The organism is Paenibacillus sp. y28 (assembly GCF_037137075.1).
Taxonomy (GTDB): Bacteria; Bacillota; Bacilli; order Paenibacillales; family NBRC-103111; genus JBBBNV01.
Map to the genome: position 1 here is coordinate 1 of NZ_JBBBNV010000046.1, position 19,114 is coordinate 19,114.

Consider the following 19,114-nt stretch of genomic DNA (forward strand, 5'->3'; position numbering starts at 1 on the left):
GCACGCCGCCAGCGTTCGTCCTGAGCCAGGATCAAACTCTCCAATAAAGTGCCCTTCACAGGGCTTATTGTTAAGCTGAATTAGCTCAATATTGCATTGCTGACGAGATTTTTAAAATCTCATTTGCCTTCTCACTCGTTGTTCAGTTTTCAAAGAACAAGGCTTGTACTTCTTTTATTCACGGCCGTTCGTTTTTTTCATTCTCGCGACCGGAACTTCATCTTACCACATCGACTTCAAAAGTGCAAGTGCTTTTTTTGTCGACCGCTGTCGGTTCAAATCAATTTCATGTGAATCAACCGGCGGAATTACAATTTATCATGTTTAGAATTAAATTGCAACTGTTTTTTCGATTTTTTTATTATTTATTTGATTTAGTCTGTCACAATCGCTGTAAGAACGGCGGAAATACTGTCGGAAATGAGAAAATCGGCTCGCCCGTCATACGAAGTTGCCCCCTTATTAATGAGCACAAATTTATTCCCTTGATAGTAACGGATTAAACCCGCGGCAGGCTGAACCGTCAATGAAGTTCCGGCAACAATCAGCACGTCCGCCTGCTCAATATACGATGCCGCCTGTCCGAGCAGCTCAAAATCCAAATTTTCTTGGTACAAGACAACATCCGGCTTAATAATCCCTCTGCACACGCTGCAATGAGGCACCGGCCCTGCTGCTTGAAGCATTTGATCCAAGGAGTAGAAACGCTGGCAGGCCATACAATGATTGCGATGCACGGAGCCATGCAGCTCCAGAACATTGCTGCTGCCCGCCTGCTGGTGCAGGCCGTCGATGTTTTGGGTAATGATTGCCCGCAGCCGGCCTACCCGCTCCAGCTCGGCCAGTGCATAATGGCCCGCGTTAGGACGCGCGTCACGATAAATCATTTTGGACGTATAGAAATTATAGAAGGCCTTTGTGTGCTGCATAAAATAATCACGGCTCAATATTTCTTCCGGCGAGGCCTTGCCGCCACTCGCTTGAAACAGCCCGGCCTTTGAACGAAAATCCGGTATGCCGCTTTCCGTGGACGTGCCTGCGCCACCGAAAAATACAATATTATCGCTGTCCTTTATTAATCGCTTCCATTCACCGAGCTGCATACTATCCCTTCCTTGTCTCTTCTAGCCGGAACCGCAAGCTTTCTGGCCTCGCTTTGTTTTTTTAGAAAATATGATATTCCAGCATAGAACCATTTCGTTATCGAATGGCTCAGCCTGGAGTAAGTGAATGATCTAATCTGACGGATAGACTGCAGTTAGTTGTTCAAATTTAAAAGACATGAATGAGGAAAAAGGCGGAAAGGTACAAAACTGCTCTACCAACTGAGCTATTCTCCCTTGCGGGAAAAGCCGGACTCGAACCGGCGACACGTCGCTTAACAGGCGAAGTAGCCCTTCCAAACGCCTCATTCATGATTTTCATCAGTGATGCAGGACCTTGAAGACTTCTGCCTCACAAGCTTATTTTCGCCGATAAACGCCCGGTTGAACAGGGTAAAAGTATTACGATTTCACCTTAAAGCTCTTTCCGGCGCTTAAACGCAAACCTTCGAGCTGACAGGCTGTACGGCCAGCAGATTTAGAGACACGGTTTCTCTCGCCAATCTGATATAGAAAATGCGTGCGGTGCTCCGGTCAAGCAATTCACGCCGCGAGTTGAAGGCTGTACGCCAAAAGGCCGCCCATCCGCCAGCATGCTGACAAATCGAACGGCTCATGGACGCTCCGGCTACAATCTCGGATCGATTTCTTTTTCTCCGGCCACCTCAAACAATAAATTAGCTGCGGCTTCTTGGTAGCCCTGGTGATCCGGGGCAATCTCATGAAACGGCACCGCCAGCATGCTTCGGCCCAGCCGGTATTCGTTTAATGACGTACGAAGCTTTCGCTGGATGTTTTTTTGCTTCAGCAGCTTGCTATACTTGTGCGGAAACCGGTAATCGTATCCATAGATGATTGACAGATACTCCGGGTTGCGCACCTTCATGTACGGCACACCCCTGCTTTGCGGGTCCTCCGGCTTGATGACGACGCCCTCCATCCGCTGCTCCACGGTCAGCTTGGCAAAAAAATTCTGAGCCAGCTCCTTACTGTCCGGTGAATCCAAATCCAAAACAATAAACTCGTCTTCCGACAAAAAGCTGTACATGTCCGAAGTCCTCCATTCCGGCTGCTCCTCCTCTCCATTGGCATAAATGATTTTGAGAACAGCAAAAGGCTTGTAATGGGAAGCCTCATCCTGTGCGTACAAATCCAGCTGCTTTTTATACGTTTCATAGGCTTTCATATGCACATCAAGCGGCACATAGGTCCCGATAATCTCACGGAGATGCTTGTAGTTTTGATATATGCTGGAGCCGTATTTGTCACTTAATGCTGCCTTGGGCAGGTGGAATTGATCCTTTTCAAACCCGCTGGCCTCATACCCTGCTGCCAGCTTTTGAAACGCATCCTCAAAGCCATTCTCCTGCAAAAAGGCAAACTCGCTTTCAAGCGCCCTCCCAATCGGGTTGAACTGCCGTTCAATCAATCCCTCGCCTAATGCTTTCCACGGCAGCAGCTCCCCGTCCAAAATCAGCATCGTGATGTGGCGCTCCTCCATATAACCGCCGAATTTGCGCAGCAGCTCCCGATAAATCTCCGTTAAATCCACCTGCTTGATCTTGTATCCGTTGCGGCTGACGGCAAAGCACTGCTCCACATCCTGATGCAAATAAATGTTACAGCGGGAGCCCATGTATTTCGGCTGAAGAACAACCCGGCTAATGCCCTTCTCGGCAAAATAATCCAGGCCCCGCTGAAGCGATTCCAGCTCCTGGTGCGGCTCGTCCTTATCGGACGGGGACATCGTTCCCGATATAAAGTTAATTTTGTTCCGGGAGCAGTAGTGCAGGCGGCGAAGATCGTCCTCGCTCAGCTCTTGCACCGCTACCTTGCGGGAAGCCTTGAACAGCACGGGAAGCTCATCCTTCACCGCCGCACGGACCGATTTGAATGATTTCATAAACGGCTTAAACGAAATTTTTACCGCAGTAAGCACATTTCCGTAGACACATCCGGTGTCGATATGAATTTTATTTTTAATCCGGAAGCTTTGCTGCGCCGCAATATGGCCGAAAATATGGAACGGATAATTGCTGACGGCCTCCTCCGTCAAAAAAGCAAGCTGCTCCTCCAGCGGAGCGCTCCGGTCAATTCGGAAATTACGCTGATGGCGAACCGAATTGATATCGATTTTGCCGATGTATTTGTTTCTGCAAGGCGCATGGGTGACATAGAAGGACGGCCCCTGCACACCGTTAAACCGGTAAAACGGCTGTGAAGCCGACACCAGCGCTTCAAACTTGCCCCACAGGACTTCATCGCGGAACAGCACTTCTGTCGAATCAAAGTAGGCATGCACCTTCTCCTGATCAGCGCCCTTAATTTCGCCCTGAATGTACTTGTAAACAAAATTCTCATGATTACCTTTCACCAGCAAGAAATGCGCCCGGTTGTCATACAGAAACTGAATCATCTCGCTGGTATGGTTCCCTTTATCAATCCAGTCCCCGGCCAAAATGATTTTCGTATCGCGGACCTTGTCGGTAACGGCCAGCCTTCCTTCAGAAACGATATAACCAAAGCTGGTAAGCAGCCCCTTCAGCTCTGGCAGGCATTCATGCACGTCCCCTACGACAATATAGCTTTGGTTATGGGGCAGAATGGTGTCCAGATATGCCTGCTTATCGGCAATGACAACCTTGTAATCCGGATTCGCCAGCTGCTGCTCGGGAGAGTAAAAGTTTTTGTACCGCACCTTATGGACAGCCGCATACCCTTCCCGGGCAAGCGAGCCAAGCACGTCCTTGCGCAGGCGGTTAATGTGGTTAGTAATCAATCTCTTGGATCGTTCCGAAGCATAATAGTCTTCCCGCTTCCGGTAGTCGAACAAAATCACTTCCAGGTTATAGTTGTTTTCCTGGGCGATTTCCCTTACCTTGGCCCGGAAATCCTCGGCCAGTCCTGTCGTATCCAACACGACAAATTCGGCGTTGACGGGAAAGGAGGTTACCATTTTTAACTTTTCAAAAAGCAAATGAAACGCCTGGGCGCTGGACTCCAGCATCACCTGATCGTATTTATCGTATTCAAAGCCCAGCACCTCCTGACGGATGCTATCGGAGGACAAATACTGGACATTCGCCTTTACCATTTTGGTTTCATCTTCAAACCGCAGCTGAGGGATTAACACTTCGCGGGCAAAGGTTGTTTTGCCGCACTCTGTCGATCCAATCATCATAAAAATCGTATGCACTTTTGTTTGCAGCTCCACCTGTCAGCCCCTCCTTTTTGTCAAAATAACACCCTGGGTCGTATAAATGTCGCCAACACCATCGCCAATATCGACGAAGTCGCACTGCAGACCCGCAGCGCCCGATTGTCCGACAGCAGCCAGAAGCCACCGGCGAAACTCGGTCCGGCCCATTTCCCATTTGTGATCCTCATGCCTAAAGCCGCTTAAGCTATAAAACGGGTTGAAATCGGCATTCGGGGTCGTAATAATAAAACGTTCAAAATCAACGTGCGCCAGCACGTGCCGAATGAACGCCTCGGCCTCATCCTGACTCATATGCTCGATAACCTCGGTCAAAATGACATCCACCTGTTCGCCATTGTACTCCTCCAAAAAGCAGTCCAGGGAACGATATACCGCAATGTTGTCGATCTGCTTGGAGGCCGCCTTGCGTTTAACCGACTCCAGCATCAGTTCGTTTGTGTCCACTGCGTAGTAGCTGCCCTCCAGCTTCGCTGCAAACGACAGCGCATAGAACCCTTCGCCGCAACCGATATCGAGTATCGATTTGTCAAATGAAAGCGCACTGCCGATATAGCTTCTCCGCTGAAAGGCCGTGCTCCCGAAATCAAAATGGATGGCGTAGCGTCCCGTTTGCTCCAGCGCGTCCTTGTATTGACGAAACCGCTGCTTGGAGGTCAGGAAATTGCGCACAAACAAGCTGCGGATATAGAACGGGGCATCTATGACCTGGACACTCTTCACGTATTTATCCAGAACGCTGTCCGAAATATCGATGTGCTCTTTGCCGAACATGGACAAGAACAGACACAGCACACTGACTACATGCAAAAGATGATAAAGGCTGGTGTTCGTTTTGATGGTCAGGGAGTAGCTTTTGTGCGCTTGATGCTGCACCTCGAACGAGAAGTCCTGCAAATGCTTCTCAAAAAATTCAACATAACGGATGAGTTCAATGTGAAGCATGTTGATAAACAGCGTATGCTCGAACCCGTCTGTATCCCGTTCATCGCGGGCTTTCAGCGGCGCCGAGAAAAATTCATTCAGCGCGCTTAGCGGAAACAGAGGCGTGTTGTACCGGGATACGTTCAAATATTCGAACTGCTCCTGTTCGTGCTGCTTAAAGGAGACCTCATTGTCCGCATCCTTGAAATACACGTTAAACGTCGAAGGGTCGGCGTACCACCCGTATGCCATCCCTTTGCGCACCGCCCGCAGAATCATGCCGGAATCCGGATTTTTCTTGATAATAAAAGAAAGCTGCGGGTTGGTCGATTTTAATTGAATAATGGCCATGCTTCATCTTCCCCTTGATTAACAAATGTCCTTCGTTTTCATAGTTGCCCTCAGCTGTGACTGTGGGGGACTGTTCCACGATGGAGGGCCCATCGTCTGTTCGTGTAACCGCTTCGTTCCCGAGCAGCCAGCAGAAACAAATGGTTACCTCCTTAGCCCCATACCTCCTGTAATGCCGAGCGAAACAGACTATCCAGCTGCTCGTCCTGACTGTCCCCGGATGGTCTCATGTTGATAGCGATTTGCTCAAAATACGCCATACGTTCCTCTATATACTGGTTTATCGGGTTGACCCTCGGCTCCAAATCCAACTCATCCCCTGATTTTTTGCGGGCCAGCAGCTGTTGAATGACCGCAAACAGTTCGCTGTTTGCCGGAATGAATGCTTCCACCAGCTTATCGAATTCCACCGGCGGCATCCCGTTGTAAGCTTCAATCCAGCCGCAGGCCAAGATGGGCCGGAGCACATAGAAGTATTTTTTAAGCTTGACTTGCTCGCCGCGCAAATAATCGCGATAATTCCCCTTCGCCATATTAAGGTAATGGTACATGCACGACTTCGGCGAAAAAGTAAATGGCGACATGCCGCGAATCTGCTCCGCTATTGTGTACCGCTCATAATAAGGGAGAGGAGAATGCAGCCATTCCAGCAGGGGAGGATTGGACTTGCGGAACAAAACAAGTGCCTTGCGCAAATCCCAGCCATGTATATCAAGCCAATCGCTGATGGGCCGTTCAATGACATCCCGCTTCTCAAAGATGGACAAGTACCATTCAACCGGACGGACATAAATAAACCGGACATCATAGTCGCTATCCTGCGAGGGAAATCCCCAGGCCCGGCTGCCTGACTCGCAGGCATACAGGATGCGGACCTGCTCCTGCTGTTCAATGGCTTGAAGCTCGCTTCGTATGATTTGTTGATAATCAGGCATTTGTCTCACCCCTCCGCTATATTCACAGCACGTTTGTCATAATGAAGCAACCTTTAATGCAGGTGTAAAAAAAGACCATGGGCACAGGGGCCATGGCCGGTGATAACAGGGCGGACACGAAGCGGCATAAACAATCCGCCTCGCAGTTATCCGCTATAATCCGGGAAGGCCCATGAGCTGAAGCAAGCCACAGCTGGCATTACAATCGCTTCGTTTGGCAGCTTTGCGCAATTTAATCCGTATCCGTTGCTTACCATGCTCATCGGCCTCCTGTTTCATTATTTCTGTAAACGAAGCGAGGAAGAAACGAAAAGGCGGCTTGTGTTCGTATTCGAACACGTTCATTTCCATTCCCATAACAGACGAAGCAGCCCTTCCTAGCGCCTCGCTTCAGCTTCAAAATCATCTGTTTTAATCACGGAGGAAAAAGACGGATAGGCACTGACTGGTTGAGCGGCTCCGTTGTCCGGCATCAACCATGTCGCGTGGAAGGCGAAGTAGCCCATCCGAGCGCCTCCATGATTCCGATCCGCCAGCAGCACCGTGCCGGCTTCACTTCTATATCATCGCTTTTTTCCCGCCAAATGAACAGGGTAAAAGTATTACGACCTAAAAGCTTACGCCGCTATCCTAGAACCAGCTGCTGCACCTGCAAGGACACCACCTCCAAAATGAGCTGCCGAAATGATTCCAAAACAGCACGGATAAAACGAAAACGTATGTTCCTGTTTTAGCATCCAATCCAAAAATGGTCCCCTATTCCCAGCTGAAGGTCATATTTGGGGGCAAATCCATTCTGCTTCTAGTCCCTACGCTCGCTGGCAGGGGAAGCAGCTGCCGGAAATTCGAAACTAGGCGCGGCGGAAAGTCACCCTTGTTTAAGATAAAATCAGTGCAAATCACCTATATTCCCGGCATATGCCCCCATGCTATCATGGGGTTGCACTCTGGAAATAATCCTTTTAAAAGGGGATATATGTATTTTCATTTCCAGAAATCTCGCACCCAAAGGGGAGGAGCAACGAGCAGCAGCAGCCTGCCGAATCACATGTTTGAAAACAAACGAATAGAGAGGAATGAAATGATGAACAAAACTCGACGTTTACTCACGATTCTCCTGATCGCCGTATCTCTGTTTACTGCTGCAATGCCTGCTTTGGCCGTGGAGGACCACTGGATATCCGTATCCGGCGGTAGTGAACACACCATCGGGCCTTACTACGGCTCATCCGTTTCCTATTATGTAGGGAACCAAGGGTATACCAACGTTTATTGGGAGCTTCAAGACAGCAGCGGTATCGTCCTCGATTCGGGCTGGCTGTCCCCTTATGTTGCTTATGACGACAAGTATACGTACTCCAATACACTGAATGTATCGGATTTGACGGATTACTACCCTTGGGGCCCTTCTGAAGTGGGCTTCAAGCTTATGCTGAGCTGCGCCTATTCCGTTGGTTCTTCCTGCGCGGCAGAAGGAAATATCGTAGTGAACTAATAACGGAATTTATCGAGCAGATCGTGTAAAAAAGACGCTTCCTTTGCCCACATATCCCGTGGTTTGGAGGCGTCTTTGCTGTAATTTCAGGCGGATAGGCCGAGCGCGTAGGAAATTCCGTGTATTTTGCTCTACCCGGACCGGATGATTAGCCCATGCGGCCTTCGCTTATCGCGATTAACGTTTCAACCAGAAATTCATGCTCCCGCTTGAGCACCCGCTCCCCCAAAGCGTCAGCCGTATCCCCCGGATACACAGGCACCTCGCATTGGGCCAAAATTTCCCCGGTATCATATTCTCCGCTAACCCGGTGAATCGTTACCCCTGTCACCGTTTCCCCTGCGGCAACAACGGCTTCATGCACCTTGCCGCCATACATGCCGGCGCCGCCAAACTTCGGCAGCAGGGACGGATGAATATTCATGATGCTGCCTTCATAGCCGCTCATGGTTTGTTCCCCCAGCCGCTTCATGTAGCCGGCAAGCAGCACAAGATCCACGTCATGTCGCCGCAGTGTGCTGTAAATTTGTTCATCCAGCAGGACAGGATCGGGAAAACGGGCAGCGCTCAGATGATAGCCCGGTATCCCTTCCCTCCTAGCTCTCTGCAGTGCCATCGAGCCGGAGTTGTTGCTGATCACTACACGGGGCGAGGCGTTCAGTGTCCCTTGTTTACAGGCATCAACAACAGCCTGCATATTGCTTCCGCCATGTGAGACCAGGAAGCCCATGTTCATACTGCGCATGTGGAGCAGCACTCCCTTTCTATCCAGCTAGCGGCTCTGCTGCAGGTCCTTCCACACTTTCTTGTTGCTGTACTGCTTCTCCATGCTGATGTCCTTCCCGAACCATTCCGGTGCCGCAAAGGCCACCGCTTCCTCCTCTGAGGCGAATTCTACCTCCAGCACAGTCAATTCAAGCTGGTCATAGCAATCTATCTCTACAACCGTATCGCCCCATGCGGCTGTTATGCGCTTTTTGGTCAGCGGAATCGCACCCAAAGCCTGTATGACCTGGCTGTACAGCCCTTCCGAAATTATATATTCAATTTCTTCACGCGCCAGACCGTGGCCCTTCTTAAAGGTATGCGTAAACGTAAGCCCGCCGGAATGCATATCTTCTATTTTACGTACCCGAAGCTCTTGATCCCCCTCAATTGCAAGATAAGTCTGGGCGATATACTGCTCCGATTGAATAACCAGCTTCCCCTCCCGGATCAAAGCCTCCGGATATTGAGGGAGCAAAAACTTGCGTTCGATTTCTATAATGCCATCGTATCGTTTTCCTCCATATCGTTTAAGTTTGAAGCTGCCGGTCGCCGGCCAAGCTCCCCGTTCTCTCTATTGCATTCTAGCATGTTCCCTCGGCTTGAAGCAGCTTTTCTACAAAAGGAATGTCGGCCGGGGCGAGGTTATACTGTAAAAGATCGCGCGCCTGAACCCAGACAGAAGCATCATGATCCTTCAACATCAGATTGCCGTGCATATACACCGCCTTGTATGCAAAAAGCCGGATATGTACGCTGTCATACCGATGATCATTTACGCCTAGATACGTATAGGGACGAATCGCGATATTCATTTCCTCCATGAGCTCCCGGATTAAGCACGCTTCATGAGATTCGCCGGGCTCGATTTTGCCGCCAGGAAATTCCCACAGCCCCTCCTGCGCTTTGCCGGGTTTACGCCGTGCGATCAGAATGGCCCCATCGATGTTCTCGATGACTGCCGCTGCAACCTCAATCATTAACAATTCCTCCACTATTCTTCTTTACTCTTCATCTTGTGTTCGGCCGTTACAAGCTTTCCCTTCTCTCTATGGACTAGTATACACTTTTCCGGGGAAGGGCGGATAATGCCCGCTCCTCTCATCCGACCGGCATCGGAATGAGGCCGAACCGCCTGTCCGCTTCATGGCCGGATAAACGCTAGAGGTCAACGGATCGTCAGCAGAATGAAATTGGGGCCGGTCAGCCTCGTTCAGCAGCAATGCATCGTGCATAAAGTATCCACGCCGTATGAACCCCCTCTAAAATGCTAACAGACGCCTCTCCCGGAACGGATGGCGTCTGTTGCGGCACCGCTGCTGTCTATGAAAAGAAATCCACTTGGCACATGAAGCCAACCGGAAGGAGCTCCTCCAAATAGCCGGATATTAATGTCCGATCCTCTTCCCGAACGTGTGTGATGGAATGAAAGCCGAAAAAAATAATTCCCGTCGTTGAATCGTACTTCATAAAATGAAGCAGGCCGCACGGGAACAGCCGATTGACGGCAGCCATCATTCCTTCCTGATTCAGCTTTCTGTCCAAAGCCGCCTGAAGAATCGGTTCGGGCAGAGGCTTCGCCTGCGGCACCCGATCAGACCGGACCTTATCATAGGGCTTGACTTGAAAGCAAACTTGCGGGAAATACCCGCCGGCAAAATGCTTCAGGCGGTGTGTATCCTGATCAGGCAGCTGAAGGCTGTCATTCCAAGCATAGATAACCGCGGTGTTTCTTCCCTCCGTACGAATCCTGACATACCGTAAATGCGGGAAATGCTGTTTGACAAGCTGCTCTGACCATAAACGGGTTTTCATTGCCCGGCCCCCTCTTACACTGGAAGCATTGATGCATACAACAGGTATGTTAGCGTTTTCAACATAGTGTATTGTATGATGCGGGGGATGAAAATAAACCGGCTAAATCCCTATTTTCCCGGTATAACTGAGCCTAATACGAGCAATTATGCGTACAAGTATCGCTTCTGGATCATGAACAATGGAAGAAATAAAATTACGGACGAATATTATTATCGGATGTCGTTGATCGTCCGGGACAACTTGACCAGTATAGAGAAGAGCATCAGCCAGGAATGCTTTGAAATGAACCACTTCCGACGGAAGCTCATTTTGAATGCACCATCCAGAATTTTGCCGCCGAGGAACGCTCCATCCAAGGCATAAAGCTACTAAAGCTACGGCTGCGGCAAAGGCCCGGCTCCATGTGTGCTGTGGGCAAACGTGCAAATTCTTAGTAGAGCTGCAGACAGGCACATAAATTAAAATCGATAAACGAACCAAGCAGCCTCAATCCGCATAACCGGACCGGAGGCTGCCTGGTCTATCCTATCCTTCTATACGCCTAGAGGATTAAAGCTGAATAGTGGGAACATGAAGGCCCGATAATCAAGCTGGCCGCTTGAATATCGCCGAACGTCCAATGTATCTGGGGCACATCCGATCCTCTCGGCACCTGATTGCCCTGCGTAGAAAGTCCGCTCAGACGATTGACTATGATAACCGCCTCTGCGCGGCTCAGCTCCCGTTCAGGAGCAAAGCAGCCGTATTCATAGCCACTAAACTAGCCCTGCCTAAGCGACAGCAATACGAAGTCTGTCGCTGTGAATCAACCGCGAATGTTACACGCCGCTGTGTTTCACTCTCCTCCTTCTGTGCTTCCTGTTTCTTTGAACGTGTATCGATCGCTAAAACTCTTTTTCTCCAACATACCATTTAGGCCCTTTGTGCTCTTAATGGAATACCGGTCTCCTTTTGAAAATAATCCCGAAATATCTTCAAGCTCGAAATTCTCTCCAAAAAATTTCCGGGTCTTCAGCTTTCCGGTAAAGGTTTCATGCAGTTCGCCTAAATCATCATCAAAGAAGCCGGACTCGCGATAAAGATGTACTTTTGCACCGACCGTTTTAAAATAAAATTCCATCCTATTCACCGCCCATGTAGTTTAAACCTGATTTCGGAAAAGGCACGCAAGTTCGTTCGCCCTAACCAGGCTGTTTATGAGATGGAGGCTGCTCGCTCCTTTTGCTCGAAACCTCGTCCAGATACTGAGTAAATTTAGATGCTCCGCTGTAGGTCAAAAACAACCACTCCAAGGCCCGTGTCATTCCAATATAAAATAGAGAGACTTCTCTTTCCTCTACTTCTTCTAACCGAAAGGGCATATTTTCAATATTGACAATAAAAACGGCGCGGAAATCAAGCCCTTTAGCACTATCGATCGTCGATATTTTGACAGCCGGCGCATCACGGACAAAGCTCCGCTTCGCCTGCCCGCTTTCGGTAATCCATGTGAAGGGGACTTCATGCCCGTTCAGACTGGATTTTATTTCATCTATATATGAAAGACGGTGATTATTTTTCACACGATATAAAATACAAATTTCTTGATACGGTATGTTTTTCTGTTGATTCAAATAAATAATCGATTTAGAGACAAAGTTCATCTCCTCCTGAAAATCCCGAAACCCTTTAATCAACGGCTCTGGACCTTTTCGTTTTGTAGATTGCGGAGGAATTATTTCCATCCCATCGACTGAAGCGCGTTGGACCTTGTTCTTCAATTGAGAGTGCTCTTGGTAGAAGTCCCAAGCAAATTGGGCAATTTGTGCTGTATTTCTGTAATTAATCGATAAAATCTTGGATCGTCCCCGAAAATCGAGTCCAATGTCTTGTGCCAGACTTGTCTTTCTTTTGAAAATCGATTGCGCTCGATCTTCAACCAAAAGGAAGGACTGTGTAGCCGGGTTTAAGCAATGACTTAACAGCTTCAGCCAATCCGGCTCAAAATCCTGGCCCTCATCAATCATTATTGCATCATACGATGGAACAATGGCTTCGTTCCTTGCCAATTTATCCAGTAAACCGGGGATTTCGCTATCCTTCATCTGTAATTTATTTCTAAGCCAATCGTGAAAGTTGTACACTTCTATGTTAGACTTATCGAGCGTCGCCTCCGATGGAGAAAGAATAAGCTCCATAAGGTCATCCGGCTCTTCCATTTTTCGCTCAATCATCTGCTTCAAGCTTCGGGATAACGGAATACCATAGCAGAGTACTAGTATTTTCCAATCCGGATGATTCTTGGCAAGCATTTTAACACGGCTAGCCAGAACAAGCGTTTTGCCGCTGCCGGCAACCCCGCGTATAAGCCGATGCTTATCTCCAATCTGCTTCGCCATATTTTCTTGATGCAGGTCCATCGTCTTGATATTGTGCAAGGAAAGCAGCAATTGCTCCTGATGCTGCACTGCCGGTCTATATTCCGCGCTAATCCGCACCTCGGGGAATAAATGAAATCGGATCGCCTGAATATCTTCATCGCTCAAGACGGTCTTCCCCGGATTCCATACAGTAAACATACCATGAATCTTTTCTTTCAAAATATCTGCTGAGAAGCCTTCCTCGTCAGGATCAATTTCATCTCTGCACAGGACAAAATGAGGCTCAATGACTTGAAACAAATCAAGCTTAACAAACTCCTCTTGCTTGATCCGGGTAAAAACAGTTCCGAAGCCATAAGGAAACTTTAAATGGGAGCCCGACTCCCGGACCAGGCTTTTATCTTTCTTTAAGTGATTTTCGATCAGGCGCGCATTATCCCGCGCTTGCTTAAAAGGGCTTTTTGTCCGAATCAGCTCACCCGCTGTATTCCGCAGCGTCCATTCATCATGATTCACTTGGAATAACGTATGCCTCGTATAGTCCTTGACTTCAAGAATCACTAGACCCAGGTCAGGACCGATAATGACAAAATCGGGCCTTCTTCCCCGAATTTCCGGCTCATAATAGACAATATAGTCGCTCGGCAAATAATTTTTTAAGCTTTCGAACAGAACACGTTCCCCGGCAGTTGCATTCCTTGGAATTGTCTCTGGCACCATGTAAGCCATAATTTGTCTCCCCTAGCGCGAAATATCCACTTCCTTATTATAGTATGAAAGGTAATACGATGAATACAAATATCGACAATTTCATCCAATTAAGGAGAAGTAACTAAACAGCCACTGCTGCTCTGTCTGTCACTCCCTGGCCTCATACTCTCTCTCCACTCCACGAAATGAAATGAAATGAAATAAAGAATCCAAATTAGAAAAAGCCTTATTGAATCCTGCAAGCCCGCCAGCATTTGCTGTATACTGCGGTATTACAAAAAACGCCGACAATAAGGCGGCGCTAAGTTCACATTAAGACAGATGAGATACGCAAGAAATGCAGACAAAGTCCTGCATAGAATCTCCATTTCTCAAGAATAATTACGCAAAAGCATACCCATAATAAATCCATTATACGGTACGCTTTTGCGTAAAGTTAATCGCGGGTAGACAGTGATGAACAATGTCAAAAAGAGTGGTTGTGAAAATCTCCGAGTTAGCTAAAGAATATAACATTACATTGCGTGAGCTGTCACGCTTGTCCGATGTCCGCCATGCCGCCTTAAGTGAGTTGTCTAACGGCAAACGGGAAAATATCAACTTTAATCATATCGAAAGAATCGCTGAAGCCTTAAATATCACCGATATTCGCAAGATTATCGATTTGATTGATTTTGAAGATTAACGCATAAACACCAATTTCATACGATCAGCATTGAGAACCCTAGGCAGGGCCGTGAAACCCTTGAAACGGTTGTTTTGCTACATTCGGAGACAAAAAATATCCCTTCACCAACTATTGATGTTGATGTAGGGATATTTTTTTCAAAGACGTTTTCGTTAGTTCGATTTCTTGAAGCAGGTTACTACTGACTGATTAAATATTTCACAACACGTTTTGCTACAAAATTCGAAGCTTCTTCGATTGAATTCTTGGTGGTATCCACTTCGATTTCCGGGTTCCCAGTTGCAGCTTCGGTACTCGATCTGCCTGCAAAACCTCTTACCAAGACTTCGATATAGTCTTTGCCAAGGATGTCCCGTGCAGTTGCCAGGTCACTTTCGGGGGAAGCACTGGATACTAATGCGATAAGTCCCGCATCGTTCATCAATTTTGCAACCTCCGCTATTGGGAGCGGCGATTCTCCCTGCTCGAGCAGCATCGTGTGGTAGCCTGTCGCTACCAAGCGTTTCTCCACTTCCTTCGCAACGGCCAAGCTATCCGAGATCGAACCGGTGAACCAGAGGGTTAATGGATTCTGGCCTTTTTGTTCCGCACGGACATTTCTAGTGACTTCCGTATCCAGCCGTGCAGAGCTGTCGGATTTTTGGAGAGCCTGGTCAATGACTCCACAGGCCGATGTCATATTGGTTACGCGATCGATCAGAATAAATCCGCCAATGCTTTTATATTGCTCAAAGGAATCAAAAACAATGTCATCGGATAAAGAAAATTCACATTTTGCCAATTCATTCTTGACAATATGCTCTGCCGGAACTGTATTTCCGGTATTAATATCGATTTTATGCGTAATCGCCGTCACGGTACCTGGCAGGATCTTCGTCCCTACCTTGACCAAATAATTTTTACCTGGAGTCAGTACGGAATCATCCATCCAAAGAATCGTGGCAGTGAAGCTATCCGCCTCTTGGATTTGATCGTCTTTCGTGAATACACAGCCCCGCGAAACGTCCACTTCACGATCCAATTGAATCGTTACGGGTTGTCCGGCAAAGGCTGAATCCCGATCCTGGTCTGTTACTAAAATGCGTTTGACCTTCGCCTTTTCACGGCTAGGCAGCGTCGTCAGCTCATCGCCAACTGCAATGCTTCCCGCCTCAATCTGGCCTTGGAAGCCGCGAAACGTATGGTCCGGACGACAGACGCGTTGAATCGGCATCATAAACTGCTTCGTGTCCTCGCTGGTGTGAACATCCACATTTTCTAAATACGGCAGTAAAGCAAGGCCATCATACCAAGGGGTATGCTGCGATTTTTTTGTAATGTTGTCCCCTTCTGTAGCCGAAACAGGGATTACCTGTATACTTTGAAAGTGGAAATTAGCGGTCATTTGGAGGAATTCTTCCCGGATAGCGTCAAATTTCTGTTGATCAAAGTCCACCAAATCCATTTTGTTCACTGCTAGTACAAGATGCTTAATTCCCATAAGTGCGCAAATCCGGGTATGGCGCTTCGTTTGGATAATGACCCCTTTGGTTGCGTCTACAAGAATGATAGCAAGATCCGCGAAGGATGCGCCTACAGCCATGTTCCGAGTATATTCCTCATGTCCCGGCGTATCCGCTACAATGAATGAACGGTGATCCGTCGTAAAATACCGATAGGCCACATCGATCGTAATCCCTTGCTCGCGTTCAGCCAGCAATCCGTCCAGAAGCAGGGAATAGTCAATTTTTCCGCCGCGGCTGCCAAGCCGGCTATCCAGCTCCAATGCTTTTTCCTGGTCGGCGAACAAAAGCTTGGCATCATAAAGCATATGTCCAATTAAGGTAGATTTTCCGTCGTCTACACTGCCGCATGTAATGAATTTAAGCAGACTTTTCATGTTAGAAATAGCCCTCCCGTTTACGTCTCTCCATACTTCCAGCCGCTTCTTGGTCAATAACCCGACTTGTCCGTTCGGATGAAACCGCGCCAAGCGTTTCCTCAATAATTGCGTCCAGCGTATTCGCCTCCGACTCGATACCGCCAGTAAGCGGATAACAGCCTAACGTACGAAAGCGCATCTTCTTCATTTCGACCTTCTCATGAGGCTCAAGCTTCAGCCGGTCATCATCCACCATGATGAGGTGGCCGTCACGTTCGAGTACAGGCCGTTCTTTGGCAAAATAGAGAGGCACGATATCAATGTTTTCTCTACGAATGTATTGCCATATATCTTTCTCGGTCCAGTTGGATAACGGGAAAACGCGAATGCTTTCGCCTTTATTAATTCGTGTGTTGAAAAGCTTCCACATTTCCGGCCGTTGGCTTTTTGGATCCCACGCATGATTTTTATTCCGGAACGAAAAAATCCGCTCTTTCGCCCGCGATTTTTCCTCATCACGTCTTCCGCCGCCAAATGCAGCCGTAAACCCGTATTTGTCCAGACCCTGTTTCAATGCTTGGGTCTTCATAATATCCGTATAGGCGGAACCATGATCAAACGGGTTGATCCCTTGGTCAATACCGTCCTGATTCGAGTGAACAATCATTTCGATCCCGAATTCTTTCGCTTTGCGATCGCGGAATTCGATCATCTCTTTAAACTTCCAGGTGGTATCAATATGCATGAAAGGAAATGGCGGCTTCTCAGGATAAAACGCCTTCAGCGCCAAATGCAGCATCACGGAGCTATCCTTCCCGATCGAATACAGCATCACAGGATTTTCACATTCCGCCGCTACTTCACGTATAATATAAATTGCTTCGGCCTCGAGTTGATCCAGATGCGTCATTTCATGTATGGAATCAAGCATCGGTTTTTGCATGGAAAGGTGCCTCCCTTTAATTCTTACTAAATCTATCGTATTTCTATATATCCTATCAGATTCTAGCTTTATTGCAAAGTGGAAGAAAGTAAAATTATTTATATTTCTATCATTTTCGTCAACACATGCCGTCCTTTTTCTCGAAAAAGCGACACACCCTCTAGCCCAATAATCACTGTATGACATTTAACTACATTTCGCCACACCTGAACAGCAGATTAATGCATGGTTGGGAAAATAAAAAAGGAAATAATCACCTCAAGGAAATCAGAAAATCGCGGAAAGCCGTATCCCGGTTAACGCCTCATGCTGATATTACATATTTTACTCGGAATACATGTAATTTTCACCACAATAAATATGGGGAGCGTAAAGATGTTATTCGTGTGCGACAGCTGAAAACAAAGAAACCCATGAATGGATTCGTGTAAAACGGAAGTCACCACAAGGGCATACCTCGGCTACAATACTGATTAACCAAGGTGTTCATGCCAAAATCATTTCAGAACGGTTAGGACACGGAAGCATTACTACAACAATGAATATTTATGGCCATGCTCTTCGAACTGCAGATCAAGCCGCTGCTGATAAATTCGAATCATTCTTTACATCTAAAGCTGCACAAGGACAATAATGAAGACGCCTAGGTATTTCCTGGCGTCTTCGGTTCATTTGGCTGATTTCTGATTTTTTTTGCATCAATGCCCGTTGCGATTATTAATATTAAACCTGAATTTCGAAAGTACCACGCTCTGAAAACGTGAAAAAGGGCCCAAATCTTTGGTAGAATGGTGTTTGTCGAGAACACTACACCCAAAGAGAGGAGCACCTTTTAAGGTGAAGTCTACCACACCCATCCGTAAAATCAAGAGCGAATTTTCGTTGCAAAACACCACAAGCTTCGGTGGCGTCAAAATCTTCTTGGCTTATCTCGAAAAAATCAAGCTTGCCGATGCCATGCGCGGTCTCTCCGGCGGAAAAGCGCGCAATGCTGTTTTTTCCGTGTATCGCATCCTGCTCTATCTGATCATCGGCTGGGTGCTCGGCTGCGGACGGATCTTTCACTTCCGCAAGCTACAACAGGATGTGCTGCTTCTTCGTTTTCTGGGCGGTCGTCTACCGCACCACAGCTTGATGTACAAAGAGCTTGCTCGTCTGGGTCGCTGCCCGCAGCTCCCGACGGAACTGCGCAAGCTGAGCCTGGAAGTCATTCGTCCCTGCCTGCCCGACAGGCCGATTCTCGATCTGGATTCCTCCGTGGAGACGGTATACGGGGAACAAGCCGGCGCCGCTAAAGGCGTCAATTCTCATAAGCCCGGACGCCATAGCTACCATCCGCTGATGGCTTTTGAAGGGCAAACCCGCTTGAACCTAAACGCGAAGCTGCGTCCCGGCAACACCCATTCCATGACCGACGCGATCGACTTTTTGCAGCACACGTTCGAGCTGCTCGGCGATCAACAGGTCGCATACGCCCGGTTCGACAAGGGCTTTGGCGGCGAGGATTTCCACCGGCTGTGGGAAAGCCGCCAAATCGGCTATGTCGGTAAACTCAAATGGACCAAGCGACTGGCGGCCGAAGTCGCGACTTGCCGCTACTGGACGCGCGATGTCGACGAGGACTGGATCATTGAAGGCATCACGTTGATCTACAAAGCAACGTCCTGGAAAAAGCCCCGCCGCGTTGCGGTCATTCGCAAGACTCAAGTGTGCGATGACGGTCAGGGCCGCATCGTGTTTGATGAGGATTGGCAGTACGAAGCGATTGTGACCAACCTGGAATGGGAATCGATTGATCTATGGCGCTTCTACAACCAGCGCTGCTGCATGGAAAATTACATCAAGGAAGCCAAAACCGGCTTTTCCATCGACCGGATCGCCACGAGTGAATTTGAATCCAACGAACTCGATCTGCTGATCAAGTTGTTGGCCTATAACTTGTT

At 48.1% G+C, this 19,114-nt stretch carries 16 protein-coding genes and 1 tRNA gene; 3 read left to right on the forward strand and 14 right to left on the reverse strand.

What is annotated here, in order from left to right; translation table 11 throughout:
- Positions 1 to 374: 374 nt before the first annotated feature.
- The 6 genes from WBG83_RS21275 to WBG83_RS21300 form a co-directional block, all read right to left on the reverse strand.
- Positions 375 to 1,103, reverse strand: coding sequence for an NAD-dependent protein deacylase (locus tag WBG83_RS21275; RefSeq protein ID WP_336747380.1), 729 nt, complete (start codon positions 1,101 to 1,103; stop codon positions 375 to 377).
- Positions 1,104 to 1,343: 240 nt separating this feature from the next.
- Positions 1,344 to 1,426: transfer RNA gene (locus WBG83_RS21280), tRNA-Ser, on the reverse strand.
- A 305-nt stretch (positions 1,427 to 1,731) separates the two neighbouring features.
- Positions 1,732 to 4,317: a metallophosphoesterase gene (locus tag WBG83_RS21285; RefSeq protein WP_336747381.1), complete on the reverse strand. Its 2,586-nt coding sequence runs from the start codon at positions 4,315 to 4,317 to the stop codon at positions 1,732 to 1,734.
- A gap of 3 nt (positions 4,318 to 4,320) precedes the next feature.
- Complete coding sequence (locus WBG83_RS21290) at positions 4,321 to 5,595, reverse strand: methyltransferase domain-containing protein (RefSeq protein WP_336747382.1); 1,275 nt, start codon at positions 5,593 to 5,595, stop codon at positions 4,321 to 4,323.
- Between the two features lie 152 nt (positions 5,596 to 5,747).
- Entirely contained in the window at positions 5,748 to 6,530 is a 783-nt protein-coding gene (locus tag WBG83_RS21295) for a nucleotidyltransferase domain-containing protein (RefSeq protein ID WP_336747383.1), read from the reverse strand.
- 377 nt (positions 6,531 to 6,907) lie between these two features.
- The gene (locus WBG83_RS21300; protein ID WP_336747384.1) at positions 6,908 to 7,036 is read right to left on the reverse strand and encodes a hypothetical protein; all 129 of its coding nucleotides are present in this window, start codon (positions 7,034 to 7,036) and stop codon (positions 6,908 to 6,910) included.
- 575 nt (positions 7,037 to 7,611) lie between these two features.
- On the opposite strand from WBG83_RS21300, the gene WBG83_RS21305 reads away from it, so the two are divergent.
- A complete protein-coding gene (locus WBG83_RS21305; protein WP_336747385.1) occupies positions 7,612 to 8,025 on the forward strand; it encodes a hypothetical protein in 414 nt (137 codons plus the stop codon).
- 148 nt (positions 8,026 to 8,173) lie between these two features.
- On the opposite strand, the gene purN is transcribed toward WBG83_RS21305, so the two are convergent.
- The 6 genes from purN to WBG83_RS21335 form a co-directional block, all read right to left on the reverse strand.
- Positions 8,174 to 8,770: a phosphoribosylglycinamide formyltransferase gene (gene purN / locus WBG83_RS21310; RefSeq protein ID WP_336747386.1), complete on the reverse strand. Its 597-nt coding sequence runs from the start codon at positions 8,768 to 8,770 to the stop codon at positions 8,174 to 8,176.
- 27 nt (positions 8,771 to 8,797) lie between these two features.
- Positions 8,798 to 9,292, reverse strand: a complete 495-nt coding sequence (locus tag WBG83_RS21315; RefSeq protein WP_336747398.1) for a CYTH domain-containing protein — start codon at positions 9,290 to 9,292, stop codon at positions 8,798 to 8,800.
- An 82-nt stretch (positions 9,293 to 9,374) separates the two neighbouring features.
- Positions 9,375 to 9,770: a (deoxy)nucleoside triphosphate pyrophosphohydrolase gene (locus WBG83_RS21320; protein WP_336747387.1), complete on the reverse strand. Its 396-nt coding sequence runs from the start codon at positions 9,768 to 9,770 to the stop codon at positions 9,375 to 9,377.
- Between the two features lie 343 nt (positions 9,771 to 10,113).
- Positions 10,114 to 10,605, reverse strand: a complete 492-nt coding sequence (locus tag WBG83_RS21325; RefSeq protein ID WP_336747389.1) for a hypothetical protein — start codon at positions 10,603 to 10,605, stop codon at positions 10,114 to 10,116.
- An 838-nt stretch (positions 10,606 to 11,443) separates the two neighbouring features.
- Positions 11,444 to 11,728 (reverse strand): hypothetical protein, encoded by a 285-nt coding sequence (locus WBG83_RS21330; RefSeq protein ID WP_336747390.1) that lies wholly within the window; start codon positions 11,726 to 11,728, stop codon positions 11,444 to 11,446.
- Positions 11,729 to 11,789: 61 nt separating this feature from the next.
- Positions 11,790 to 13,697 (reverse strand): 3'-5' exonuclease, encoded by a 1,908-nt coding sequence (locus WBG83_RS21335; protein WP_336747391.1) that lies wholly within the window; start codon positions 13,695 to 13,697, stop codon positions 11,790 to 11,792.
- A 445-nt stretch (positions 13,698 to 14,142) separates the two neighbouring features.
- On the opposite strand from WBG83_RS21335, the gene WBG83_RS21340 reads away from it, so the two are divergent.
- Positions 14,143 to 14,364, forward strand: a complete 222-nt coding sequence (locus WBG83_RS21340; protein WP_336747393.1) for a helix-turn-helix domain-containing protein — start codon at positions 14,143 to 14,145, stop codon at positions 14,362 to 14,364.
- Between the two features lie 181 nt (positions 14,365 to 14,545).
- On the opposite strand, the gene WBG83_RS21345 is transcribed toward WBG83_RS21340, so the two are convergent.
- Together WBG83_RS21345 and cysD are read right to left on the reverse strand one after the other, a co-directional pair.
- Positions 14,546 to 16,246, reverse strand: coding sequence for a GTP-binding protein (locus WBG83_RS21345; protein ID WP_336747395.1), 1,701 nt, complete (start codon positions 16,244 to 16,246; stop codon positions 14,546 to 14,548).
- A gap of 1 nt (position 16,247) precedes the next feature.
- A complete protein-coding gene (gene cysD, locus WBG83_RS21350) occupies positions 16,248 to 17,171 on the reverse strand; it encodes a sulfate adenylyltransferase subunit CysD (RefSeq protein WP_336747399.1) in 924 nt (307 codons plus the stop codon).
- Between the two features lie 837 nt (positions 17,172 to 18,008).
- Here cysD and WBG83_RS21355 point away from each other — a divergent pair.
- The coding region (locus WBG83_RS21355) for an IS1380 family transposase (protein ID WP_336747397.1) at positions 18,009 to 19,114 on the forward strand (1,106 nt) is incomplete at its 3' end.